The sequence below is a fragment of the Deinococcus radiodurans R1 = ATCC 13939 = DSM 20539 genome, assembly GCF_000008565.1.
GTDB classification, from domain to species: domain Bacteria; phylum Deinococcota; class Deinococci; order Deinococcales; family Deinococcaceae; genus Deinococcus; species Deinococcus radiodurans.
Genome location: NC_001263.1, coordinates 1,209,557 through 1,231,131, shown reverse-complemented (window position 1 = coordinate 1,231,131; position 21,575 = coordinate 1,209,557). Strand labels below are relative to the sequence as shown.

Annotated in this window: 23 protein-coding genes; 13 read left to right on the top strand and 10 right to left on the bottom strand. The window is 70.2% G+C overall.

Features of this window, described 5'->3' with window-relative positions:
- The first annotated feature begins 52 nt into the window (after window positions 1–52).
- From DR_RS06310 to DR_RS06285, 6 genes are all read left to right on the top strand, one after another.
- Window positions 53–1,339 (top strand): MFS transporter, encoded by a 1,287-nt coding sequence (locus DR_RS06310; protein WP_010887866.1) that lies wholly within the window; start codon window positions 53–55, stop codon window positions 1,337–1,339.
- On the top strand, window positions 1,336–2,034 hold the full coding sequence (locus tag DR_RS06305) for a polysaccharide deacetylase family protein (protein WP_010887865.1): 699 nt from the start codon (window positions 1,336–1,338) through the stop codon (window positions 2,032–2,034). Before DR_RS06310 ends, DR_RS06305 begins: the two co-directional genes overlap by 4 nt.
- 62 nt (window positions 2,035–2,096) lie before the next feature.
- Complete coding sequence (locus DR_RS06300; protein ID WP_200859939.1) at window positions 2,097–2,906, top strand: hypothetical protein; 810 nt, start codon at window positions 2,097–2,099, stop codon at window positions 2,904–2,906.
- A 64-nt stretch (window positions 2,907–2,970) separates the two neighbouring features.
- Window positions 2,971–3,201 carry a FeoA family protein gene (locus tag DR_RS06295; RefSeq protein ID WP_010887863.1) on the top strand — a complete coding sequence of 77 codons (231 nt, stop codon included), beginning with the start codon at window positions 2,971–2,973 and terminating at the stop codon, window positions 3,199–3,201.
- Complete coding sequence (gene feoB, locus DR_RS06290) at window positions 3,198–5,447, top strand: ferrous iron transport protein B (protein ID WP_010887862.1); 2,250 nt, start codon at window positions 3,198–3,200, stop codon at window positions 5,445–5,447. The genes DR_RS06295 and feoB overlap by 4 nt, the downstream gene beginning before the upstream one ends.
- Complete coding sequence (locus tag DR_RS06285; RefSeq protein ID WP_051618878.1) at window positions 5,447–5,788, top strand: helix-turn-helix domain-containing protein; 342 nt, start codon at window positions 5,447–5,449, stop codon at window positions 5,786–5,788. Before feoB ends, DR_RS06285 begins: the two co-directional genes overlap by 1 nt.
- Before the next feature lie 72 nt (window positions 5,789–5,860).
- Here the strand turns inward: DR_RS06285 and DR_RS06280 are convergent, their stop codons facing one another.
- Window positions 5,861–6,565, bottom strand: a complete 705-nt coding sequence (locus DR_RS06280; protein ID WP_010887860.1) for an IclR family transcriptional regulator — start codon at window positions 6,563–6,565, stop codon at window positions 5,861–5,863.
- Window positions 6,566–6,701: 136 nt separating this feature from the next.
- On the opposite strand from DR_RS06280, the gene DR_RS06275 reads away from it, so the two are divergent.
- From DR_RS06275 to DR_RS06265, 3 genes are all read left to right on the top strand, one after another.
- Window positions 6,702–7,178: a hypothetical protein gene (locus tag DR_RS06275; protein ID WP_010887859.1), complete on the top strand. Its 477-nt coding sequence runs from the start codon at window positions 6,702–6,704 to the stop codon at window positions 7,176–7,178.
- 105 nt (window positions 7,179–7,283) lie between these two features.
- Window positions 7,284–8,138: an acetyl-CoA carboxylase, carboxyltransferase subunit beta gene (gene accD, locus DR_RS06270; RefSeq protein ID WP_010887858.1), complete on the top strand. Its 855-nt coding sequence runs from the start codon at window positions 7,284–7,286 to the stop codon at window positions 8,136–8,138.
- Window positions 8,135–9,085: an acetyl-CoA carboxylase carboxyltransferase subunit alpha gene (locus tag DR_RS06265; RefSeq protein WP_010887857.1), complete on the top strand. Its 951-nt coding sequence runs from the start codon at window positions 8,135–8,137 to the stop codon at window positions 9,083–9,085. Before accD ends, DR_RS06265 begins: the two co-directional genes overlap by 4 nt.
- Window positions 9,086–9,162: 77 nt before the next feature.
- Here the strand turns inward: DR_RS06265 and DR_RS06260 are convergent, their stop codons facing one another.
- Window positions 9,163–10,131 (bottom strand): serine/threonine-protein kinase, encoded by a 969-nt coding sequence (locus tag DR_RS06260; RefSeq protein WP_227086019.1) that lies wholly within the window; start codon window positions 10,129–10,131, stop codon window positions 9,163–9,165.
- Window positions 10,132–10,301: 170 nt separating this feature from the next.
- Between DR_RS06260 and DR_RS06255 the strand changes: the two genes are divergently transcribed.
- Window positions 10,302–10,808, top strand: coding sequence for a hypothetical protein (locus DR_RS06255; RefSeq protein ID WP_010887855.1), 507 nt, complete (start codon window positions 10,302–10,304; stop codon window positions 10,806–10,808).
- 63 nt (window positions 10,809–10,871) lie between these two features.
- Here the strand turns inward: DR_RS06255 and DR_RS06250 are convergent, their stop codons facing one another.
- The 4 genes from DR_RS06250 to DR_RS06235 all read right to left on the bottom strand — a co-directional run bounded on the left by DR_RS06250 (window position 10,872) and on the right by DR_RS06235 (window position 13,117).
- Window positions 10,872–11,396 (bottom strand): hypothetical protein, encoded by a 525-nt coding sequence (locus DR_RS06250; RefSeq protein WP_234944684.1) that lies wholly within the window; start codon window positions 11,394–11,396, stop codon window positions 10,872–10,874.
- A 76-nt stretch (window positions 11,397–11,472) separates the two neighbouring features.
- Window positions 11,473–12,150 carry a hypothetical protein gene (locus DR_RS06245; RefSeq protein ID WP_010887853.1) on the bottom strand — a complete coding sequence of 226 codons (678 nt, stop codon included), beginning with the start codon at window positions 12,148–12,150 and terminating at the stop codon, window positions 11,473–11,475.
- Window positions 12,150–12,629, bottom strand: a complete 480-nt coding sequence (locus tag DR_RS06240) for a peroxiredoxin (RefSeq protein WP_010887852.1) — start codon at window positions 12,627–12,629, stop codon at window positions 12,150–12,152. Before DR_RS06240 ends, DR_RS06245 begins: the two co-directional genes overlap by 1 nt.
- Window positions 12,626–13,117 carry a peroxiredoxin gene (locus DR_RS06235; RefSeq protein WP_010887851.1) on the bottom strand — a complete coding sequence of 164 codons (492 nt, stop codon included), beginning with the start codon at window positions 13,115–13,117 and terminating at the stop codon, window positions 12,626–12,628. The genes DR_RS06240 and DR_RS06235 overlap by 4 nt, the downstream gene beginning before the upstream one ends.
- 113 nt (window positions 13,118–13,230) lie before the next feature.
- Here DR_RS06235 and tilS point away from each other — a divergent pair, with 113 nt between their 5' ends.
- The gene (gene tilS / locus DR_RS06230) at window positions 13,231–14,937 is read left to right on the top strand and encodes a tRNA lysidine(34) synthetase TilS (protein ID WP_164927960.1); all 1,707 of its coding nucleotides are present in this window, start codon (window positions 13,231–13,233) and stop codon (window positions 14,935–14,937) included.
- Here tilS and DR_RS06225 read toward each other — a convergent pair.
- The 3 genes from DR_RS06225 to pcaC all read right to left on the bottom strand — a co-directional run bounded on the left by DR_RS06225 (window position 14,856) and on the right by pcaC (window position 16,615).
- Window positions 14,856–15,443 carry a Maf family nucleotide pyrophosphatase gene (locus DR_RS06225; protein ID WP_010887849.1) on the bottom strand — a complete coding sequence of 196 codons (588 nt, stop codon included), beginning with the start codon at window positions 15,441–15,443 and terminating at the stop codon, window positions 14,856–14,858. The genes tilS and DR_RS06225 overlap by 82 nt on opposite strands.
- Window positions 15,443–16,105, bottom strand: coding sequence for a deoxyribose-phosphate aldolase (deoC, locus tag DR_RS06220; protein ID WP_010887848.1), 663 nt, complete (start codon window positions 16,103–16,105; stop codon window positions 15,443–15,445). The genes DR_RS06225 and deoC overlap by 1 nt, the downstream gene beginning before the upstream one ends.
- 99 nt (window positions 16,106–16,204) lie before the next feature.
- The gene (gene pcaC, locus DR_RS06215) at window positions 16,205–16,615 is read right to left on the bottom strand and encodes a 4-carboxymuconolactone decarboxylase (protein WP_027480213.1); all 411 of its coding nucleotides are present in this window, start codon (window positions 16,613–16,615) and stop codon (window positions 16,205–16,207) included.
- A 57-nt stretch (window positions 16,616–16,672) separates the two neighbouring features.
- Here pcaC and DR_RS06210 point away from each other — a divergent pair, with 57 nt between their 5' ends.
- Together DR_RS06210 and DR_RS06205 are read left to right on the top strand one after the other, a co-directional pair.
- Window positions 16,673–17,431 (top strand): PIG-L deacetylase family protein, encoded by a 759-nt coding sequence (locus DR_RS06210; RefSeq protein ID WP_010887846.1) that lies wholly within the window; start codon window positions 16,673–16,675, stop codon window positions 17,429–17,431.
- 92 nt (window positions 17,432–17,523) lie between these two features.
- The gene (locus DR_RS06205) at window positions 17,524–18,258 is read left to right on the top strand and encodes a hypothetical protein (protein WP_227086017.1); all 735 of its coding nucleotides are present in this window, start codon (window positions 17,524–17,526) and stop codon (window positions 18,256–18,258) included.
- Between the two features lie 24 nt (window positions 18,259–18,282).
- Here DR_RS06205 and DR_RS06200 read toward each other — a convergent pair whose 3' ends face one another.
- Window positions 18,283–21,348, bottom strand: coding sequence for a hypothetical protein (locus DR_RS06200; protein ID WP_010887844.1), 3,066 nt, complete (start codon window positions 21,346–21,348; stop codon window positions 18,283–18,285).
- Window positions 21,349–21,575 lie beyond the last annotated feature (227 nt).

The following is a 21,575-nucleotide window of genomic DNA, read 5'->3' as shown; positions in this document are numbered from 1 at the left end:
CAGGCCACAAGGTGAGCAGCGTCACACAGGCCTGGACACCGGGGGGCCGCGCATGACCGGGGCCGCTGGCCTGCGGGCGCGGGTGCCGCTGCGTCCCGGCACGTTGCGGCGGGTGCTTGCCGGGGTCTTGCTGCTCTCCTGCGCCGAGTTCGTGCGCAGTGGGCTGTATGCCGGGTATCTGCCGCAGGCGGCGAGCAAGTTGCTGGGCCTGCCCAAGGCCGACGCGGTGGTGTTCGGCGCCTCGGCCTTTACCGCGCACTTCATTGCCGACACCGCCATGCGCGGCCCAGCGGGCGCGGCGCTGCTGCGCTTCGGGCTGCGTCCGGTGGTGCTCGCGGGCGCGGCGCTGAGTCTGCTCGCCCTGGTTCTGATGAGCGTGACCCACACCGGCTGGGTGCTGCTGCTCGCCGCCGCGCTGCACGGCATCGGGTTCAGTCCGCTGTGGCCCGCCGTGATGAGCTTGACCACCGACTCGGCCCAGCCCACCCACCAGGGCCGGGTGCTGACCGCCGTGTCCATGAGCGTGATGCCATTTGTCGGCCTGAGCGTGCTGACCCTGGGCGCCCTGGCCGACGCCCCGCGCAGCGCCGTGTTCGGGCTGTGCTTGGGGCTGCTCACCGCGTCGCTGCTGCTGAGCCTGCTGCTGCCTCAGCGGCTGCGGACGGCGCCCGCCCCGACCCAGAATCCGGCGGCCCCGACCGACCGGCGCCAGGGGGTCAAGGTGGCGGCGCAGGCCCTGGCGCCCCTGATTCCGGCGGCCTTTTTGCAGACCCTGACGATGACGCTGCTCGGGCCGCTGATGTTCACGCTCTACAAGGAGCTGGGGCTCACCTACTGGGGCCTGGTGGCGCTGCTGGGGCTGGGCGGCGCGGTGGCCTTCGGTTCGATGCCTCTGACCGGCAAGCTCGCCGACCAGGGCCGCGCCCGCCTGACGGTCACGCTGGGGTTTGCCAGTCTCGCGCTGGCGCTCGGCGGCATCGCGCTGCGGCCCGCCGTCTGGGCGCTGTATCCGCTTGCCATGCTGGCGGGGCTGGGCTACGCCTTTATCGCGCCGGGCTGGGCCGCCCTGGTCGCGCAGCGCCTGCCCGAAGCGCAGCGCCCCGCCGCCTGGGGCACCCTGATGACGGTGGAAAACCTGGGCACCTCGCTGGGGCCGCTGCTCGGCGGCTTCGCCTACCGCACGCTGGGGGTGCCCGGCCCCTTCATAGCGGGCTCCGGCCTCGCGCTGCTCGCCACCCTCGGCTACGTGCTGTTCCGGCGCGCGTTCGATACGCCGGCAGGCGGCCCGCTCGACCCGGAAGTCGCCAGCGCCCCGCCGTCCGAGACCCCACAGCTGTGAAGCGCCGGGCGCTGCTCGGGGCCCTCGGCGCGGGCCTGCTCGCCGTCACCCTCGCCGACCTGCTGGGCCGCGCCGCCGGGTTTAGGGCCCTGGGCGCCGGGACCGCCGCCGACCGGGTGGCGCTCACCTTCGACGATGGCCCTTCAGAGCGCACGCCGGAGCTGCTGGCGGTGCTGGCGCGGCATGATGCGCAGGCGACTTTTTTCGTGCTGGAGTCGCACGCCCGCGCTCTGCCCGCCGAGCTGCGGGCGCTGCGGGGCGCCGGACACCAGCTCGAGTCGCATGGCCGCTGGCACCGGCACGCGCTGCTGCTCGCGCCCTGGCAGGAGTGGGAGCAGGTGCGCTGGCACCCCGGCGGCGGGACGCTCTACCGCCCCCCCTACGGCGGACACAGCCCGCTGACCCGGCTGCTCGCGCGCCTCGCCGGACATGAGATTGCCCTGTGGGACACCGAGGGCCGCGACTGGACGGACGCGCCCGCCGCCGACCTCGCCGCGCAGACCCTCGCCCGTGTGCGCCCCGGCAGCGTCGTCCTGCTGCACGACGGCCCGGCAGTCACGCCCGAACTGCTCGACCTGCTCCTACGCGGCCTGCATGAGCGCAGCCTGCGGGCGGTGAGACTCGACGAGCTGCCCCCGCAGCGCATCGGCTGGCGAGCGGGGCTGGGGCGACTGCGGCAAAGTTACGGGGGCTGACAGGCGGGCGTTATTCCACCGGCGGGTGAACTTCGAGCGGCTCGGGTGCCGCTGGCGTCACCGTGCGCGAGCTGCCGCTGCCCGACTGGGGCTGGGCGGACGCCGAGCACGAGCAGCTCATCACCTTCCTCAACATGTACCCGCAGGGCCGCGAACGCCTGCAAAACGCCGCGCGAGCCGAAGCTGAACTGGCCGCGCGCCTGGGAGAGCCGCTCACCACCGCCGACGTGTTCGGCGGCCCCCTGCTGAGCGCCGCCCGCGAGTACCATGCCGCCACTGCCGCCGCGCTCGACGAAGGCCCCGGCACCCGCTGGCACGCCCGGCGACTGGACGAACTGGCCGCGCTCGCCGCTGAGCTGTCCGGCGTCCTGCTCGCTCCGCTCGACGACCTGCCGGGGCTGCTCGACCGACTGCCGGGGGCCGCACTGCTGGAAGTGCTCGGCTTCGTTCCCGGCGAGGCGAGCCGTGTCCGCGCCCTGGCCGACCGCGCCTGGCAACTGCACGAGGAAGACGACCCCGCCGCCCTGCTCGCCGCGCTGGAGCGCGAAACCGGCGACCGGGTGACGCCCCGCGCCGAACTCGACGCGGCGACGGCGAACCTCTATTTCGCTTCCGGCGAGCTGGAAGCGGCTCGCGGCTGGCTTGAACGCGCCGCCCACGCGCTGCCACCCGAGCACCCGCGTTCGCTGGCGGGGCTGGTCCTCGCCCGACTGGGGCAGGTGCGCGACGCCCTGGGCGAACGCGACCTCGCCCGACGCACCTATCAGGCGGTGCTGGCGCTGAATTTTGCCCCGGCAGTGGCCCGAGAGGTGGCGGCGGCAGGGCTGAAAACGCCCTTCGTGCTCGACCTCGCCGCCCCCGACCCTTCCTGACAAAACTGGACAACCGGGACACCTGCGCTTTCACTTTGCGTAAATCCGAGTAAACTGCTCGGGTATGAACGAGTATGCGTTGGATGAGCTGCGGCCCGGAGAGGCGGGACATATCGTTTCCCTGGACCGGAATCATCCGCTGCGGCGGCGGCTGCTGGAACTGGGGTTCGTGCGCGGGGCGAAGGTGGTGGTGGTGCGCCGCGCCCCGCTCGGCGACCCGATAGAGCTGCGGGTGGGCAGCACCGACCTCGCGCTGCGCCGCGCCGACTTGCACGGCATCCGGGTGCGGCAATGACGGCCCTCACGCCGGGGCTGCCGCTCCCTGAAGCCCCCCTCACCGCCCCGCGTCTGCCCGACGAGGACGCCTGCCGCCGCACCCTGGCCCGGCTGCGCGAGGTGAGTGAGCCGCGCGTGGTCGTGGTCGGCAACCCCAACACCGGCAAGACGACCCTCATCAACGCCGTCGCCGGGACCAACCTCAAGGTCGGCAACTGGGCCGGGGTCACGGTGGAAAAGCGCGAAGCGCGGCTGCGGGTCGGCGGGCGCGACGTGCAACTGCTCGACCTGCCCGGCGCCTACTCGCTCAGCCCCCACACCCCCGAAGAACTCGTGACCCGCACCGCCCTGCTCGACGAGGCGCCCGACGTGATTCTGAACGTGCTCGACGCGGGCAATCTGGAACGCAACCTCTACCTCACCCTGCAACTGCTCGACTTTCAGGTGCCGGTGGCGGTGGCGCTCAACCTGATTGACGAGGCGCGGGAAAAAGGCATGGAAGTGGACGCCGCCGCGCTCTCGCGGGCGCTGGGCGTGCCGGTCACCGAAACGGTCGCCAACCGGGGCCGGGGCACCGACCGGGTGCTGACGCAGGCACTCGACGGCGCCACGCTGGGCATCGGCGTGCGCTACCCGCAGCCCATCGAGGCCGCCGTGACCGACCTCACCCGCCGCATGAGCGAGCAGGCCACGCTGCCGCCGCACGCCTGGCGCTACATCGCCCTGGCCCTGCTCGAAGGCGACCCCAGCGTGCGCGGACGCCTGAGCGCCACCGGACACCTCGACCTCATCGAACGCGCTGACGGGCACCTCAAAGCCCTCGACGCGCAGGGGATAGACGCCCTCATCGACATTGCCGAGGCCCGCTACGCCCGCGCTGGCGACCTCGCCCGGCTGGCGGTGCCGCAGGTGCAGGCGCGGCGCACCCTGTCGGAAAAACTCGACCGGCTGACCCTGCACCCGGTGCTCGGCGTGCCGCTGTTTCTGGCGCTCGTGCTGCTCGTCTTCCGGCTGACCTTCAGCGTGGCCGCGCCCTTCGTGGACCTCATCGGCGGGCCGCTGCAAGAAACCGTGGCGGGATGGGCCGCCGCCGCGCTCGCGTGGTTCCCGCTGGGGCGTGACATCGTGGTGGGCGCCATCATTCCGGGGGTCGGCACGGTGCTGAGCTTCCTGCCCACCCTGCTCGTCCTTTACCTCGCCATGAGCTTTCTGGAAGACAGCGGCTACATGGCCCGCGCCGCCTTCCTGATGGACCGGGCGATGCGCTCGCTGGGGCTCGACGGGCGCGCCTTTATTCCGCTGATTCTGGGCTTCGGGTGCAACGTGCCCGCCGTGAGTGCCACCCGCACGCTCGAGCGCCGCAGCGACCGGATCGTGGTCAGCATGATTTTGCCCTTCATGAGCTGCTCGGCCCGCCTGCCGGTGTACGTGATTTTTGCCGCCGCGCTCTTTCCGCGTAGTGGGAGCTGGGTGGTCTGGGGCATGTACGTGCTGGGGATGCTGGTCGCCTTCGCCTTCGCCTGGGTGCTGAGAAAGACCTCGTACCCGTCGGAGGGCGGCGGGGTGCTGCTCGAGCTGCCGCCCTACCGCTTCCCTGCCTGGAAGGTGCTGTGGAAACACGCCTGGCGCCGCACCGCGAGCTTTGCCCGCCGCGCCCGGACCACGGTGCTCGCGACGGTGGCGGGGGTGTGGTTCCTGCTGGCGCTGCCCGCCGTGAGCGGCGGACACTTCGCCACCGTGCCGCCGCAAGACAGCGTATTCGGCAAGGTCGCGCAGGCGGCCTCGCCCATCTTCGCGCCGCTGGGCTTCGGCGACTGGCAGGCGACCGGAGCGCTGGTGCCGGGCTTTATCGCCAAGGAAGTCGTCGTGGGCACGCTAGGGCAGATTTACCTGGGTGAACAGGCTGCCGCGCCCGCCCCAGTGGGTCTGCTCACTGGCCTGGAAAACGCCGCCCTCGCCACCTGGGACGCGGTCAAAGCGAGCGTGAGTGCCCTTCCCACCGTGCTCGCACTGCCCAGCTTCGGCACCGACACCACGGCGGACCAGAAGTCGCCGCTGGCCGCCGCGCTCTCACGGGCCTTTACCCCCGCGTCGGGGCTGTCCTACCTGGTGTTCGTGCTGCTCTACACCCCCTGCATCGTGACGGTGGGCGCCATCGCGCAGGAACACGGGCGCCGGGTCGCGTGGCTGACCGTCGCCTATCAGCTCATCATCGCCTGGGTGACGGCGTTCATCGTGTACCAGATTGCGCGGGGGCTGTTGTGATGTGGCCCTGGTCACGACGGGCGTCGGACGAAGCGCCAGCCACTGCACCAGCTCCTCACCTCGCTACGGTGCTGCAAACCATCGCCCACGAGCCGCGCACGCCGGCGGAACTCGCCCGGACCCTCGGCAGCACGCCCGCCGCGCTCGAGGGAATGCTCCAGACCCTTTTCGCGGGCGGCTACGTGCAGGAAGCCGCCCAGGGCGCCGGGGCGTGCGCCTGCGGTCCCTGCTCGCTCAAGAGCCTGTGCCGCAACGCCGACAGCGGTGAGACGCCGCCCCTGCACCTGCTGCGGCTGACCCCGCGCGGCGAGGCGTATCTGGCGAGACTGGCTGCACGCTGAACCAAGAAAAGAGTGCCTGCTGAACTGGCGAAATGAGCCACTCGGCAGGCCCTTTTTGTGCTCGTGCCCGACTCAGCCCAGCTCCTCCGCCTCGCGCACCACGTCCATCACCCGGGCGCGAATCTGGCGTTCTTCGCGCAGGTACCGCCCGGCGCTCATCTGCACGCCGATGCTGGCGACCACGCTGCCGCCGTGGTGGTAGGGCACGGCCAGGGTGCACTGCCCCGGAATCCATTCCTCGATGGAGTAGGCGTAGCCCAGCCGCCGCACCCGCGCCACTTCGGTCTTCCACTCGTCGGGCGTGGTGATGCTGCTCTGGGTGCAGTGGGCGAACGTGCGGGGGGTCATGCCCGCGTACACGTAGAGCAGCTTGCCGCTCGCCGTCGCGGTGGCGGGCAGGTACACGTCGAGCGGCAGGTCGATGTCGGCGTCGGGGTGACGCTCGCGGATGGCGGCGACCACGTCTTCGCCCTCCAGCACGCACAGGAAGGCCACCGCTCGCACGTCGAGTGCGAGCCGGGTCAGCAGGGCGCGGGCGTCCTGAAACCAGGGCAGCGACGAGGTGAGTTGCGCGCCCATCTCGGCGATGTGCCACGACAGCCGGTATTTGCCGTGCGGCGTGCGGCGCAAAAATCCTGCCTCGGTCAGCCCGGCGAGGTAGGCGTGGGCGGTGGCACGCGGAACCCCCAGATGGGCCGACAGCGCCCGCACGCCCCATTCGGGCTGCTCGGCACTGAACGCACCCAGGATGTTCGACGCCTTTTGAAGGGAAAGCACCTGTCCAGCTTAAGCGGACGGCTGCGGGCCTGTCTACGCCCCGCGCCGCCTCTGCCTTCCCTGGGGGCCGCCTCCCCCAAGAAGCGCTCAAATCCGGCTCGCCCAGTCTCAGGCGCCCCTCTGTTAGCTTGACCGCATGCGAATGGGCCTGCGCCTCGGTGTGTTGCTGCTGTTTTTGATTCTGCTGGGGGTGCTGGCGGTGCTCAACCGCAATTTTTTGACCTATCCCCACACCCTGTATCTGGGCTTCGCCACCTACCGGAACATGCCGATGGGGCTGCTGCTGCTGCTGCTGATGCTGATTCCCATGCTGGTCTTTTACTTCTGGGCGGGCCTGACCCGGCTGCGGGCCGAGGCCGACACCGCCCGGCTGCTGCGCGACATGGAAAGCCTGCGCGCCAGCCTCGACGCGCAGGAAGGCAGCCGCTTCGCGCAGCTCCAGAGCTATCTCGACGGGCGGCTCAACACCATCGAGCAGCAGGCGCTTGGTCCCGGCCACAGCGCCAGCCAGGCCGAACTGAGCGCACTGCGCCAGCGGGTGGACAGTCTGCAAGACGACCTCGGCCTGCAACTTGCGCAGATGGACGACTACCTCAAGCGCCGCTTGGGGTAAGGGGCCGACCGCCCTACCCCAGCCGTTGAACCGCGTCCCAAATCGCCCGGACGCTTGCACCTGGTCCAATGCGGCGCGGCGGCGGCTGTCTAGAATGCAGGGCATATGGCATTGGACCGTTTTTTCCGCAGGCGCCGCCCCCAGCAGCAGGCGGGCACCGACCTGCCGGACCTCTGGACGCAGTGCCCGGCCTGCAAAGAGGGGCTGTACAACCGCGAACTCGAACAGGAAGCCTACGTCTGCCCCCGCTGCGGCCATCACTTTCGCCTCAGCGCCGAGCGCCGGGTGGAGGTGCTCGCCGACCCCGGCAGCTTCCGGCAGCTTTCGGGGCAGGTGCATCCGGTGGACCCGCTGCACTTCACCGACACGGAGCCTTACCCCGAGCGCCTGCGCCGCGCCCAGGCCAAAACCGGGCGCCCTGACGCCATCCTGACCGGCACGGCGACCCTGCACGGCCTGCCGGTCACGCTCGCGGTGATGGACTTCGCCTTCTCGGGCGGCAGCATGGGCAGCGTGGTGGGCGAGGAAATTGCCCGCGCCGCCGAGTACGCCGCAGAGAGCCGCACCCCGCTACTGCTCGTCGCGGCGAGCGGCGGCGCCCGAATGCAGGAAAGCGCGCTCTCGCTGATGCAGATGGCGAAAACGACGGTGGCGCTCGAGGCCCTCAGCGGACGCGGCGTGCCGTATCTTAGCTTGCTGACCGACCCCACCACCGGGGGCGTGACGGCCAGTTTCGCCACCATCGCCGACGTGATCATCGCCGAGCCGGGTGCCCTGATCGGGTTCGCCGGGCCGCGCGTGATTCAGCAGACCATTCGCCAGAATCTGCCCGAAGGCTTTCAGCGCGCCGAATTTCTGCTCGAACACGGCATGGTGGACAACGTGGTGGACCGCCGCGAGCAGCGCCGCCACCTCGCCGGGCTGCTCGGCGTGCTGACCCGGCAGGAGGCGCGGCTGTGACCTCGACACCTGCTGACGCCCTGCGCGAACTCGAAGCCCGGGTGCGCGACCTCGAAGCGACTGCCGAACGCACCGGCCAAAACCTTGATGCCGCGCTCGCCCCACTGCGGACGCAACTCGAGACGCTGCGCCGCGAACATGCCGCCGGCCTCTCACGCTGGGACCGGGTGCAGCTCGCCCGCACGCCGGGGCGCCCCACCGCGCTCGACTACGTGGACCGGCTGTGCAGCGACTGGACCGAGCTGCACGGTGACCGCCGCTTCGGGGACGACCCGGCGCTCATCGGCGGCCCCGCCCGCTGGCAGGGGCGGCCCGTCATGCTACTGCTCCAGCAAAAAGGCCGCGACACCAAGACCAAAATCAAGCGCCGCTTCGGCAGTGCCAACCCCGAAGGCTACCGCAAAGCGATTCGGCTGATGGACCTCGCCGACCGCTTCGGCTTGCCGGTGGTCTCCCTCATCGACACCCAGGGCGCCTACCCCGGCCTGGAAGCCGAGGAGCGCGGCCAGGGCTGGGCGATTGCCGAGAGCATCCAGCGCATGGTGCGCCTGCGGGTCCCCGCCGTGTGCGCCGTGATCGGCGAAGGCGGCTCGGGCGGCGCCCTGGCGATTGGCGTGGGCAACCGGGTGCTGATTCAGGAAAATGCCTGGTACTCGGTCATTTCCCCCGAGGGCGCCGCCAGCATCCTCTGGCGCGACGCGGCACAGGCTCCCCTCGCCGCTGAGGCCCTGCGCGTTACCGCCGCCGACCTACTGGATATGGGCATCGTGGAAGAGGTCGTGCCCGAGCCGCCCGGTGGAGCCCACCTGGACATGGACGCCGCTGCCGAAGCCCTGGGCAGCGTGATCAGCCGCCATCTGGATGACCTGTCGGCCCTGACGCCTGACGACCTGCTCGCCCAGCGGGCCGCCCGTTTCCGCTCGTTGGGGGCTTTCGAGGAACGCTAAACCCCACTCTGACTCACTCGCTCGCGCCTTCAAACTGGGGCGCGAGCGAGTTGGTTTGCCGCTGACTTTTCTCCGCACTATCCCTTACGCCGGAAAGGGTTCCAGCCCCGGCGGGCCGGGCGGACACGTTCCGGTTGTGCGGGCGTCTCAGCGGGGCCCTGCGGCCCAGTCACGCGGGGGGCCGCCGTATGTCGCCCGGCCTGCTGACTGGCAAGCGGCACCTCCTCAGCCGGAAGGTCTTCCTCCTGTGGCGTCTCCCCCAGGGCTTCGAGCAGGGCGCGGCGCAGAGCGTCGGCGGTGGGGCGCTCGTGGGGCCGCTTGGCGAAGGTGCGGTCGAGCAGGCGGGACAGCGCACGCGGCAGCTCGGGCCGCAGCGAGGCGAGCGGCGCGGGAAAGCGCGAGAGGTGCGCCACCATCAATTCCTCGTAGCTGTTGCCGCTGAAGGGCCGGGCACCCGTCAGCAGTTCCCACGCCATCACGCCCAGGCTGTACACGTCGCTGGCGCTGCTGGTGGATTCGCCGTGGTAGACCTCGGGGGCCATGTAGTAGGGGCTGCCGCTGGTCTTGGACCCCTGGGCGACGAAATACGCGCTTCCCAGGTCGCCGAGCGCCGCGCGGCCCCCACTCACGTAGACGTTTTGCGGCTTCACGTCCTGATGGACAGCGCCGAGCCGGTGCAGGTAGGCGAGCGCGGCGGCGATGTCCGCCAGAATCCGCAGCGCTTCCTCATTTGGCAGCGGCTGACCGCGCAGGCGGTTGCTCAGCGGCCCGTCGGGATAATAAAAGAGCGCCAGAAAGGCCCCCGGTCCGAAGGGCGTGCCCGCAAACCCGCGCACCACATGCGGGTGCCGAAACTGCAAGGTCAGCCGCACCTCGTTGCCGAAGCGCTCGGCGGCGTCGTGCTGGCGCAGGGTGGCGGGAAGTGGCAATTTGATCGCCACCTCGCGGCCATCCGGGCCCGTCGCCAGGCGCACGTCCGACGTGTTGCCGCGCCCGATGGACCGCGACAGGGCATAGTTTTTGAGGGTCAGGGGCGGCTGGCTCACACGTTCACTTGTTCTCCTGACGCCTAGTTTATCCAGGTTGGCCTCACCAAATTCTATCGAGAATCCCATAAATGGCCCCCTCACCTTCCACCGACTGGGGCCGGCACCCGCTCAGGGACAGCGCAGCGAGCGGCGGAACGTCCTGAAATGTGGGGTATGCTGGGCGAGCTATGAGCAACTCTTCCTCTTCTTCCTCCGGCGGGGGCACGGGCCGCATCCTGCTCTGGATCGCTCTTGCGCTGACGGTGCTGCTGCTCGGCTGGGTGACGGCCACGGCGGTGCGCGCCAACCCGTTTTACAGTGACCGTGACGCCTACGGCGTGAGCAAGTATCACTTCATCGAACAGTGCCGCGAGCGGCTGCATGCTCCCAATGACCTGCCGCTGATGCTCGGCCCCGGTCAGACCCAGTCGCTGCTCACGGCGGTCAAAGGAACCGGCGAAATGCACGACAACGAAACGTTGCAGGTCGTGACCAACGCCACTCCCTCGCAAATCGACCAGGCCGTGCGGCCCAACCAGAACGGCCAGCTGCAACTGCAAGTGCCGGTGATGATTGAGTTCAAGGACACTGCCGGGGCCGTGCGCCCGCTGGTGCCGGTGAACATGCAGTGCACCTACGACAAGAGCAAGATCGGCAACGACCGTGTGCAGGTCGTGCTGACCCCGGGCGGCTGAGCGAGCACCCACCCAAAAGAGCCGCCGGCATCCCCGATTCAGGAGGTGCCGGCGGCTTCATTGTTATCGCTCTCTCAGCGGCGCCAGGGAAAACGCGCGGTGACGGCGGGCCGGGACGCTGCCGCCTCGCGGGCCGGGGGGGGCACCACTTTTTCCAGTTCGAAGAGGGCCGCACTCAGCCACTCGGGCAACCCGCTCCATCAACTGTGAGCGCGGCACCCAGATGGCCGATTTGAAGCCGAGCGGCTGCGGGTTGAGGATGCCCGAGCAGTAATCGGTGCCGAAAATCAGGTTCAGGCGGGGGATGGCCTGCCCGTCTGGACCGGGCGTCCGCAGGGTATGGCTGCCGACCAGCCAGAACTCGCTGACCGAGATGCTGAGTTGCGAAAGCAAAAGCCGCCGCAACGCGGTTTCGACCACGCCCAGGCCGCTGTGCTGGATATCGACCAGGGCACCCGGCAGGCTCTGGGGGCCGCCCGGCAGCAGCAGTTGATACGGGCGCACCAGCAACACGTCGTCCTGGTGGCGCACCAGCGCGAAGGTGCCCACCTGATAACTCGGGAATGCAGATTCGGGTTCAGAATTCATCTCGCTCACTCCAGGTGCAGCCGGGAAAGGACCGCACAGCCGGCCCAGCCCCACTGACAACACCCTGTAAAGAGTATCAAGTCCGTTCCAGGGGCGGGTGCAGATGGCGGGCGCCGAGGTCCCGCGCCAGGCCAGAGAGCGGCGCGTCATGGGCCGGGTTGGTCCAGGCAGGCGACTGCACCAGCAGCAGTGCCTTTACGTCCTGGGGTTCGGGCCAGCCGTCGTCGGGGGCCACCTGCCGGCGCAGTGTGACCCGCCCATGCAGCTCAGGCGCCAGCCGGGGCCCGAATTCGCCCCAGGTGCGCTCCAGATCGTGGCCCTCGGCGACGGGCAGGTCGGCGTGCCACCAGGGGTAGAGGCAGACATACTGCCGAATCAGTCCCGCTGCCAGCCCCAGGCCGGCCCAGTTGCCGGGGCGCAGCCGGGCCGGGTCGCCGCTGAAACTCGTCAGGTCGTGGTGCGAATCCACGTTGAGCACGTCCTCGCCGGGAAATTGCTGCAACCAGTCCCAGGCGTCGGCGTGACTGAGGGTGATGAACGCGGGCACGCCCACGTAGCGCCGCAGCTCTTCCCAGCCCTTGTACAGCGGAAAATCGGTGTCGAGCGCGGCCCAGCTCTCGCCCCCACGCCGCTGCGCCCGCTCTCGCCAGGCGTCCAGCCGGTCGGCGGGGCAGTCGGGCGTGCCCCAGATCGGCGCGTCGAAGACCAGTTCGCGGGGGCCGGAAAAGGCGTCCCAGTCCACACTCAGCAGCATCAGCTCGTCGGCGGGTCGGTGCGCTGGCACTGTTCTAGGGTCTGCAAGACCTCCGCCGCGTGGCCCAGCGGGTTAACGCGTTTCCAGTGAAAGGCGAGGCGGCCCGCCGGGTCGATCAGAAAAGTCTGACGCGCCGTCATCCCCAGCAGTTTGCCTACGCCGCCGAGCACTCCATAAGCCTCGGCCACCGCGCGGTCCCCGTCGGGCAAGAGCGGGAACGACAGACCGCAGCGGTCACGAAAGCGGGCCTGCTGCGCCTCGGTGTCGGTGCTCACGCCGATAACCTCGGCGCCCAGGCGCTCGAATTCAGGCAGAGCTTCCTCAAAGCGCTGAGCTTCTACCGAGCAGCCCGGCGTCCCGGCGCGCGGGTAAAAGTACAGCACAACCCAGCGGCCTCGTAGCTCCGCGAGGTCGATCAGGCGGCCATCGTCGCTGCGGGCACGAAAAGGGGGGGCAGGCTGGCCGACGCGGGGGGTCATGCCCCGAGTGTAACGGCCCCGTCCTGCCCGTCGCGCCAGCGCCGCAGCGTGTCCAGCACCGCCTGAGCGTGCCAGGCAGGGTCCACCTGCGGCCAGTGGTGAACGACGCGGCCCCGCTCGTCGAGCAGGTAGGTTTGCCGGCCCGCCCGGCCCACCAGCCCCCAGGGCGACCGGCGCGCGCCGTACAGGCGGCTGACCTCGCGCCCAGCGTCCGAGAGCAGTGGAAACGTCAGACCCTGGGCATGGCGAAAGCGCGCCAGTTGCGCCCGCGAGTCGGTGCTGATGCCCAGCACCCGCGCTCCCGCTGCCGCGAACTCGCCGAGCAGCACCTCGAAAGCCATCGCCTCCAGCGCACAGTCGCGCGAATGAGCGAGTGGATAAAAGTACAGCACCGCCGCCTGACCGCGCAGGTCCGGCAGCCCCCACCAGCGGCCATCGTCGCCGGGCAATTTGAACGCGGGCGCAGGGTATCCGGGCAAAAGGGTCATGGCCCGAGCGTAGGCAAATGTGTCTGACAACACTCTGGCACAGTGTCGAGAAAATGCGGTCTTTATCTGTGAGCCTTTTCCACCTCCTGAGACGCAGCGTTACAGTGGCGGTCATGAGCGAATCGGCCCCGAACCATACGAGCGCACGCCGACTAACGCAGCCGCTGGAGCCTTTCGTCGGGCGTCAGGTGCTCGTCGGCGTCTCGGGGGGAGCCGATTCGGTGGGGCTGTTGCGGGCGCTGCTGGCGGTGGGGGCGCTGCCCGCCGTCGCCCACCTTGACCACGCTCTGCGCCCTGAGTCCGTCGACGACGCGGCCTGGGTGAGCGACCTGTGCGCCCGGTTGGGCGTACCGTGCGAGGTCACGCGGATTGACGTGGGCGCGGTGGCGGCGCGGAGAAACTGGAATCTGGAARACGCGGCACGGCGGCTACGCTACGACGTGCTGAGTCGGGCGGCGAAACACTCCGGCGCCGAGGTCATCCTGACCGCCCACACCCGGCGCGACCAAGCCGAAACGGTTTTAATGGAACTGCTGCGCGGCGAGGGGCGCATACGCGGCATCCCGCCGCAGCGGGGACGGGTGCGACGGCCCTGGCTGAACGTGGGGCGGGCTGAAATCGAAACCTACCTGCGCGGCCTCGGTCAGGACTGGCGCGAGGACGCCAGCAACGCCGACCCGCGCTTTACCCGCGCCTGGCTGCGCCGTGAGGTGATGCCGGTGCTGCTCACCCGCTTTCCCGCCGCTGAAACAGCGCTGGCCCAGGTGGCGGAATTGGGTGCAGAGGACGACGCAGCCTTGCAGGCGCTTGCCGCCCGGCTGACGCCGCACACGCCGCTGGACCGGCAACCGCCCGCCGTGCTGCGGCGCTGGCTGGCCGCCGAGTTGCGCTCAGGCGGGCTGGACTTCACCGCTGAGCAACTGCGCGACCTTGCCGGAGCGCTCAACGCAGGGCAGACGCGGCACCTAACCCTGCCCACTGGTCGGGATGTGACGGTCACGGGGGGGCACCTATACACGGCGCCGTGCGACTGGCCGGAACCCGATTTTCCCCTGCCCCCCGACTGGACCCGGCGCACCCGGCAGGCCGGCGACCGCATCCGGCTCGCGGGCGGCACGCGCAAGCTCAGCGACGTGCTGACCGACGCGCATCTTCCCCGCGCTGAGCGGGATCGTGTGCCCCTGCTCACCGACGAGCACGGCGCGGTGCAGTGGGTGGGAGTGCAACCTCCGCTGTGGGCGGTGGGCGCCCGCGAATCTCTCGGTCTGCCTGCCGACCCGCTGCACGCGGCGATGGGCGAGGCCCTGGCCCTGGCCCAGCAAGCCGCCGAGCGGCAGGAAGTCCCGGTGGGCGCGGTGGTGCTGAATGCCGACGGCGAAATAGTTGGGCGAGGCCGCAACACCTCACGCGAGGACGGCGATATGACCTGCCACGCTGAACTCGCGGCGCTGCGGGAAGCGGCGGCTGGCCTCGGCACGCCGTACCTGAGTGACTGCACGTTGGTGGTCACGCTGGAACCTTGCCCGATGTGCCTCGGCGCGGCGCTCGAAGCACGAATCGGGCACATCGTCTACGGCGCGGCCAACCCGAAGGCTGGGGCGCTCGGCGGCGTCAGCGACCTGCTTGCCGACCACTGGGGCTGGCGGCCTACGGTGCAAGGTGGTGTGCGGGCCGGCGAGGCGGCGCGGCTGCTGCGGGAAGTGTTCGGAGAAGTGCGCCGCCGCTCAGCCGACACTCCTCAGACGCCGAATGCCGAAACTCCCGCCCCGCGCAGCAGCCGCAGCACCAGCGCGAGCGGAAAGCCGACGATGTTGGAGTAGTCACCCTCGACTCGCTCAATCAGAGCCATCCCGACGCCCTGAATACCGTAGCCGCCGGCCTTGTCCAGCCCCTCGCCGCTGCGGGCGTAGAACGTCACTTCGGCCTCGGTCAATGCGCGGAAGGTCACGTCGGTGCGCTCCACGCCGCTCTGCTCGCCTGCCGGGGAGATGACGCACACGCCGGTGTAGACCTGCTGCGTTTTGCCCGACTGCTGGCGCAGAAAAGCGGCGTTCTCGGCCTCGTCGGCGGGTTTGGCGAGCAGCGTTCCCCCCAGCGCGACCACCGTGTCGGCGGCGATGACCACCGCGTCCGGATGCTGCGCGGCGACGGCGCGGGCCTTGAGCTGCCCGAGTTCGAGCGCGAGGCGAGCGGGGTCGGTTTCCTGGCTGTCTTCCGCCTCACCGCTGACGACGACCTCGAACGGCACGCCAAGGTTGCCGAGCAGTTCACGGCGGCGCGGGCTGCCCGACGCGAGGATGACGCGGGGGGCCGTTTCAGCGGGCATCAGTAGCCGGCTCCGTTTTCGCCGCCCGACACCAGACCCACGCCGCCCGAGGTGCCCAGCCGGGTCGCGCCCGCCTCGATCATGGCTTGCGCGTCGGCAGGAGTGCGGACGCCGCCCGCCGCCTTGAGTCCGGCGCGGCCCCCGATCACTTCCGCCATCAGGCGCACGTCGTCCACGGTGGCGCCGCCGGTGCCGAAGCCTGTGCTCGTCTTCACGAAGTCGGCGCCGCCCTGTACGGCGACCTCAGTCGCCAAGCGCTTTTGCTCGTCGGTCAGGTAGCAGGTTTCGATAATCACCTTGAGCACCTGCTCGGGCACCGCGCGGCGCACTGCCCGCACGTCGGCTTCCACCGCGTCCCAGTCGCCGGCAAGCGCCGAGCCGATGTGGATGACCATATCGATTTCGTCGGCGCCCGTTTCGGCGCTCAGGCGGGCTTCCAGAGCTTTCTGCTCGGAGCTGATGGCGCCGAGGGGAAAGCCGCAGACGGTGGCGACCTTCACGTCGCTGCCTTCGAGCCAGGCGCGGGCGTGGGGAATAAAGACCGGGTTGATGCACACCGCGTAGAACGAGTGCTCGCGGGCTTCCTCACACAGCGTGCGGATGTCGGCGAGCGTGGCGGTGGCCTTAAGCAGCGTGTGGTCGATGTAGGAGGCGAGTGACATAGGGAGGAGTGTAGCGGAGGCGCCAGCGGGGGCTGAGGAGGGTCTTCCCCATTGAACTTCCTATTTCACATTTCGTATAAATTTGAATGAAAAGACAGTCTATTTGTTCGGCTCCTTGCTGTGGCGTTTTGCCAACATTTCCTTAGTGGCGTTCACCGCGCTCAGGGCCGCCGGAACGCCCGCGTAAATGGCGACCTGATGCAGCACGTCGCTCAGGTCGCGTTCGCTGACTCCCGTGTTGGCGGTGGCGCGCAGGTGCCCGGCGAGTTCCTTTTCACGGCCCAGCGCGGCGAGGATGCCGATGGTGACCATGTGGCGCTCGCGGTCGGTCAGCCCGCCCCGGCCCCAGACGGCGCCCCAGGCGTATTCGGTCATGAAGCGCTGGAAGTCGGCCCCGAAGGCGTCTTCCCCACCCGCGAAGGCGCGGTCCACGAATTCGGCACCCATCACGGCGCGGCGCTTTTCCAGGCCCTGTTCAAACATTTCCTGCGGCGGCATTTTCTGTGACATGCGGCGAGCGTAGACCGTCCCGCTTTCTGGGCCCGCGCACAGTTCTAGACTCTGCCTATGCGAATCATGGCCGTCTTTGCCCATCCTGACGACGAAATCGGGTGCATCGGAACCCTCGCCAAACACGCCCGGCGCGGCGACGAGGTGCTGCTGGTGTGGACCACGCTCGGCGAACTCGCCAGTCAGTTCGGGGACACCGAGCACGAGGAAGTGCGGCGCATTCGGCGCGAGCACGGCGCGTGGGTGGCCGACAAAATCGGCGCGAAATACCACTTCTTCGACATGGGCGACAGCCGTATGACCGGCGGGCGGGACGAGGCGCTGCAACTCGCCCGGCTCTACGCGACCTTCCGGCCTCACGCGGTCATCACCTGGAGCGACGACCATCCCCACCCCGACCACCGCATGACGGCCAAAATCGCCTTTGACGCGGTGACGCTCGCCCGCATTCCCAAGATTCTGAACGAGGCGGGGACGAGCGCGGCGGCCCTCTCCCCCGCGCCGGACCTCGGCGGAGACGCGGCCCCCGAAAGCGGCGAGGACATCAGGCGGCTGGCAGCTTGGCGCGACCCGATACGCTTCTACCAGTACTACGCGCCGGCCAGCCCCTACCCCGAGGTGTTCGTTGACACGACCGACACAGTGGACGTGGCCGCCGAAGTGATGGCTTTTTATCAGGCGTTCTACAAGTGGCCGTGGACCCCCGAGCAGTTCCGCGCCGCCCGGACGCAGGTGGGCCGGTTGTGTGGGGCGGGCGACGCCGAGCGCTTTACGCTGCGGGCCAGTCACCTGAAGGCGCGCGAGTACCTCGACTGACAGAAGATGGGACTGGCAGCGGACGGGGGCCGGCAGCGCATGAGGGCGCCGGCGCTCAGTTCTCACCTTGAAGTCCTATGTTCGGAACCGCTATGTCTGCTTCCCGCCGCTCACTGTTGCCGCTCGTGGCCCTGCTGGGACTGGGCACCGCCGGACTCGGTGGCCCTGGCAATCAGGCGCTGGCGTCGGCAGAGTCCCCGGCGGCTCTGGCGACACGGGTGGCGGCCCTGCTCCCCGCCGCTGAGCAGACCGCTCAACTGGTCAACCGGGGCGCGCGCATTGCCACAGTGAACCTGCAACAGCGCGTGACCTCGGTGGGCGGCAGTCCAGCGGCGCTGCGGATGGTGCTCGCCTCGGCGGCGCGGGGGCAGGTGCCGAGCTACGACGCGCGGCTGGGCATCACCCGGGAAGAGTTTGGGCGCTACCTCGCCTTTCAGCCGGTGCTGGTGCCGAGCGGCAAGAGTCTGAAACTGCCGCTGCTGCGCACGCCCCAGCGCCTGACCTTTCCCGAGCAGCCCGGCGTGCCGGCCCTCTTGCGCGGCCTGAGCTTCGACCTACGCAGCGGCGAGGTGGAGGTGCCCGAGGGCTTTACCTTCAAGCCGGTGCGGGTGCCGGCCAGCACCGCCAGCGACCGCAGCATCGACCTGCGCGGCGGCGTGCAGTGGAACCTGCACGGGTACGACCCCATCAGCCAGAACGGGATCCACGGCCAGCTCAGCCTGCACCAGCTCGGCAGCAATCAGGTGCTGCTCACCTACCACCGCACCAACATGCTGCGCGGCGTGCCCGGCGAGGAAGCCGAGATTCTGCTGACGTATTTCCGTTGAGCTGTTCGCAGTAGCCCGGGCCTCCTACAGGTCCGGGTCTTCTGTCGAGCTGGGCAGCGGATCGGCCTGCGCCGCCAGGACCACCAAAGCGTCGGACACCCGCAAAGGCAGCTCCGGCGCCGCAGGGAAAAGCGCAGTGAGTACGTCCTGTGGGGCCGGGTGTAGCCGTTCCAGTGCCCGCCCCGCCTCGCGCCAGATGCCGGAGCGGAAGGGATGCAGCGACGGGTCGGCAAGCGCCTGCCGCAGCCCGAGCAGGGCTTCGGTGGCCTGCTTTGAAGCTTCGGCAAGCCCTACCCGGATTTCCACACCCAGGAGCTGAGCGCTGAGCGCCGGGTCGGCTTCCTGCGGGCCGGGCAGTCCCAGCCGCACCCGGCGCAGCAGGGCGTGGGCGCGGCCCAGTTCACCGAGTGCCTGACCGGGTTCGCCCGCCCGCACGAACGCTTCAGCGCGCAGCGCCCGCGCCTGGGCCTCGGCGTAGGGATGGTCGGTCATGTCGAGGGCGCGGCCCAGGTCGGCCAGGGCCTGCTGGGGGTCAGGCTGCGCCAGTGCGAGTGACAGGTGCATATCGAAGGCAAGGAGTTGCTCGCGGTCACTCTGACCCACCGGTGCCCGCAACAGCTCGGCGAGCAGGGCGCGGGCGTGAACGAGGTCGGGGGTGTCGAACTCGGGGCCACCGAAAGGCTGGAGGTACGGCACGCCGCGCCCCCGCGTCAGGTAGGCGAGGGCCACCCGGTAGTGGGTGCGGCGAACACGGTAGGTCACCTCGGCGCGGCGGCCCCCCTCGCCGCGCAGCAGGGTAAGGGCCTGGGCCGCCTGCGCCAGCGCGTCGTCGGGGCGGCCCAGCGCGAGCAGCACCGGCACCTGTTCGGAAATCAAACGCGCCTGCAGCACCGCGTCTGCCGAGCGGCGCAGGTCGGTGGGCAGCAGCGCGAGCGCTTGCCCGAACAGCCGCAGGGCGTCCTCCGCGTACCCTAGGCGGCGCCGGGCGGTGGCGGCCCGCGCGAGCACCCGCGCCTGCTCCTCGGGGTTGGCGCCAGCCGCTTTTAGGCGCCGGGCCGCATCGCTCAGGGCGGCGTAAGCGGTGACGGGCTGCCCCAGCCGCAGCCGCAGGTCGCCTTCCTGATAACGGGCGCGTGTCGAGAGCAGCGGGCTGCTGCCCGGCACCGCGCCGAGGTGGTCGAGCGCTTCTTCCCAGCGGCCCGCGTCTTTGGCGACCAGCCCGCGCCACAGCCGCGCCCGGGGGCCGGACTGCGCGGTGCGCGGGTCACTCACCGCCTCCGTCGCGCCGGCCATGTCGCCCCGCCAGCGTGCGAGCGCCGCCTGCACCAGCAGCCCGTCGGACTGCGCGGCCAGGCGCCAGTCGTCTCCCCAGCTGCCAGGCTGCACGGAGAGGTGCTCAAGCTCCGCTTTTTCCAACTGGGTCTGCGCCGTTTCGAAGTTGCCGGCGTCGAGGCTGCTCTCGGCCAGTTTGACCCTGGCCCAGGCGTGCGCGGCGCCCTCGGCTTCCAGCAGCACGAACAGCGCGTCGCGGGCGGCGGGCGCGTGGTACTCGCCCCGGCTGGCGTAGTGGGTGACGACGGCCCGTGCCAGCCCTTCGCGCTCCGGCGAACTCGCTCCTGCCCGGATGCGCCGCCACAGCGCCGGCAGGTAACGGGCGTCATCGGGCCGGGCACGGACATGGCGCTCCAGCATGCTCCACTCGCCGAGCGCGGCCAGCGCTGCCAGCCGGTAGGGCACCACCTCGGGACTGAGGTCGCGGCTCTGGGTGGCCTGCACAAACTGTTCAGTTGCCGCCTCCACCTCGGCTTCCGGCAGCAGCGGCAGCGCCAGCCACAGCAAAGGTCGGGGACGCCAGCCGGTGACTTTTTCGCCCGTGTCCTCTCCCACCGCTTGTCCCGCCTCCGGCTGACCTTCCCCCTCCAGCGGCCCGGTCACCGCGTCGAGCAGGCTGCGGGCGTGCAGCGGCAGCGCCGTGACCTGTCCGCCCAGGGCCAGGGCGAGCGCCTCGGCAGGCAGCACGGGCGGGTCACCGAGCGGGACAGACGAAGCGGTGTCACGGGTGCCAGTGGGCGGGACGGCCAGCACCGCTGCCGCGCAGGCCAGGCGGCGCACGTCGTGGTCAGCGAGCAGCCGCGCCGCGTTGCCGCCAGCTCCGGCAAGCAGCGTCAAGCGGTCGAGGTTGCGCCCCGTTTCCCGCGCCAGGCTGTCGGCCACCGGGCGCGACACACCCAGCCGGGCCATCAGATAAGCCCGCGCTTCGGTGAGGGTGGGAGGCTGCAACTCGATGATTTCTCCGGCGCCCGGCGGCCAGCCCGCGGCGTCTTCGAGGGCAAAGAGCACGCTGACCCCAGCAGGAATGTGCCGGCGCAGCACCTCGGCGGCCCAGGCGGCGGCGGTCGCGGGAGTACCGTCGGGGAGGCGGGGCGGATCGTTGCCGAAATGCAGGTTTTCGGTCACGCGCACCAGCAGGGCGCTGCCCACCGGCAGGCGCTCGGGCGGCAGCACCGTCCGCAGGGCGTCGAGCTGCCGCGCGGCGAGCGAGGCGAAGGAGCGGTCACGCAGCGGCGGCCCCCCTGCCAGCGCCAGCAGGTCTCCGCTGAGGTTGAGGCGCTCGACCCGCGCTCCGGCCTGTTGCAGCGCCGCCGCGAGGTGGTCGAGCAGCACCGTCTTGCCCGCCCCGGCGCGGCCCGTAACCACCAGCCGGGGGGTCCGGCCCGCCCGCACGCCGGCCAGAAACTGTTTGTAGACCCGTTTTTTGCTGCGGCCCAGCAGTTCCAGTTCGGGCGGCAGCGGCGCCGGTTCCTGCTCGGGCGCCCCCAGGTCGAGCCGCAGCCCCGCCTCCTGCGCCAGCTCGCGCAGCAGCTCGGCAAGCAGGCGCTTGTCGGCGGCGGTGCCCACGTCGCGGTACACGATGTTGCGCAGGGCCGCCGGATTGCCGCCGCGAGCCCCCAGTTCGGCTTCCAGCCAGCGCAGGCTGCCGCGCTGCACCCCACCCGCCCCACTGCCCGGCGGGAGCGCGGCACGAATCTCGGCGAGCGCCGCTTTCCAGTCCACCCCCCCAGCGTAGAGCGTGAGGCGGCCCGCTGTCACCGCCGGCCCAGCCCACGTTCTTCAGCGCCCCGTCAAGCCCGACCTGAGCGCAATTTTGCACTGCGTCCAGAACTGCACCGGGTGCAGAACAGTCCGGCAAGCGCGCCCCCAACGGGGGGATCAGATACGCGTCACCTTTTTGTGTATACTCAGTTCAGTTTTCCCAAACGACCAAACCGACCACCTCCGTTCCGTTCGGCCTTCCGGCTTTCGGTATCGGCCCCGCC

Excerpts from the sequence above, each read along its gene's own strand:
- DR_RS06245 (WP_010887853.1), bottom strand. The coding sequence starts at position 12,150 with ATGCTGCTGAGTGTGGACTGGGACGCCTTTTCCGGCCCCCGCGAACTG.
- DR_RS06235 (WP_010887851.1), bottom strand. The coding sequence starts at position 13,117 with ATGACCCTTTTGCCCGGATACCCTGCGCCCGCGTTCAAATTGCCCGGC.
- DR_RS06285 (WP_051618878.1), top strand. The coding sequence starts at position 5,447 with ATGTGGCCCTGGTCACGACGGGCGTCGGACGAAGCGCCAGCCACTGCA.
- accD (WP_010887858.1), top strand. The coding sequence starts at position 7,284 with ATGGCATTGGACCGTTTTTTCCGCAGGCGCCGCCCCCAGCAGCAGGCG.
- pcaC (WP_027480213.1), bottom strand. The coding sequence starts at position 16,615 with ATGTCACAGAAAATGCCGCCGCAGGAAATGTTTGAACAGGGCCTGGAA.
- DR_RS06250 (WP_234944684.1), bottom strand. The coding sequence starts at position 11,396 with ATGAATTCTGAACCCGAATCTGCATTCCCGAGTTATCAGGTGGGCACC.
- DR_RS06225 (WP_010887849.1), bottom strand. The coding sequence starts at position 15,443 with ATGCCCGCTGAAACGGCCCCCCGCGTCATCCTCGCGTCGGGCAGCCCG.
- DR_RS06255 (WP_010887855.1), top strand. The coding sequence starts at position 10,302 with ATGAGCAACTCTTCCTCTTCTTCCTCCGGCGGGGGCACGGGCCGCATC.
- DR_RS06205 (WP_227086017.1), top strand. The coding sequence starts at position 17,524 with ATGTCTGCTTCCCGCCGCTCACTGTTGCCGCTCGTGGCCCTGCTGGGA.
- DR_RS06210 (WP_010887846.1), top strand. The coding sequence starts at position 16,673 with ATGCGAATCATGGCCGTCTTTGCCCATCCTGACGACGAAATCGGGTGC.
- DR_RS06310 (WP_010887866.1), top strand. The coding sequence starts at position 53 with ATGACCGGGGCCGCTGGCCTGCGGGCGCGGGTGCCGCTGCGTCCCGGC.
- feoB (WP_010887862.1), top strand. The coding sequence starts at position 3,198 with ATGACGGCCCTCACGCCGGGGCTGCCGCTCCCTGAAGCCCCCCTCACC.
- deoC (WP_010887848.1), bottom strand. The coding sequence starts at position 16,105 with ATGTCACTCGCCTCCTACATCGACCACACGCTGCTTAAGGCCACCGCC.
- DR_RS06275 (WP_010887859.1), top strand. The coding sequence starts at position 6,702 with ATGCGAATGGGCCTGCGCCTCGGTGTGTTGCTGCTGTTTTTGATTCTG.
- DR_RS06295 (WP_010887863.1), top strand. The coding sequence starts at position 2,971 with ATGAACGAGTATGCGTTGGATGAGCTGCGGCCCGGAGAGGCGGGACAT.
- DR_RS06240 (WP_010887852.1), bottom strand. The coding sequence starts at position 12,629 with ATGACCCCCCGCGTCGGCCAGCCTGCCCCCCCTTTTCGTGCCCGCAGC.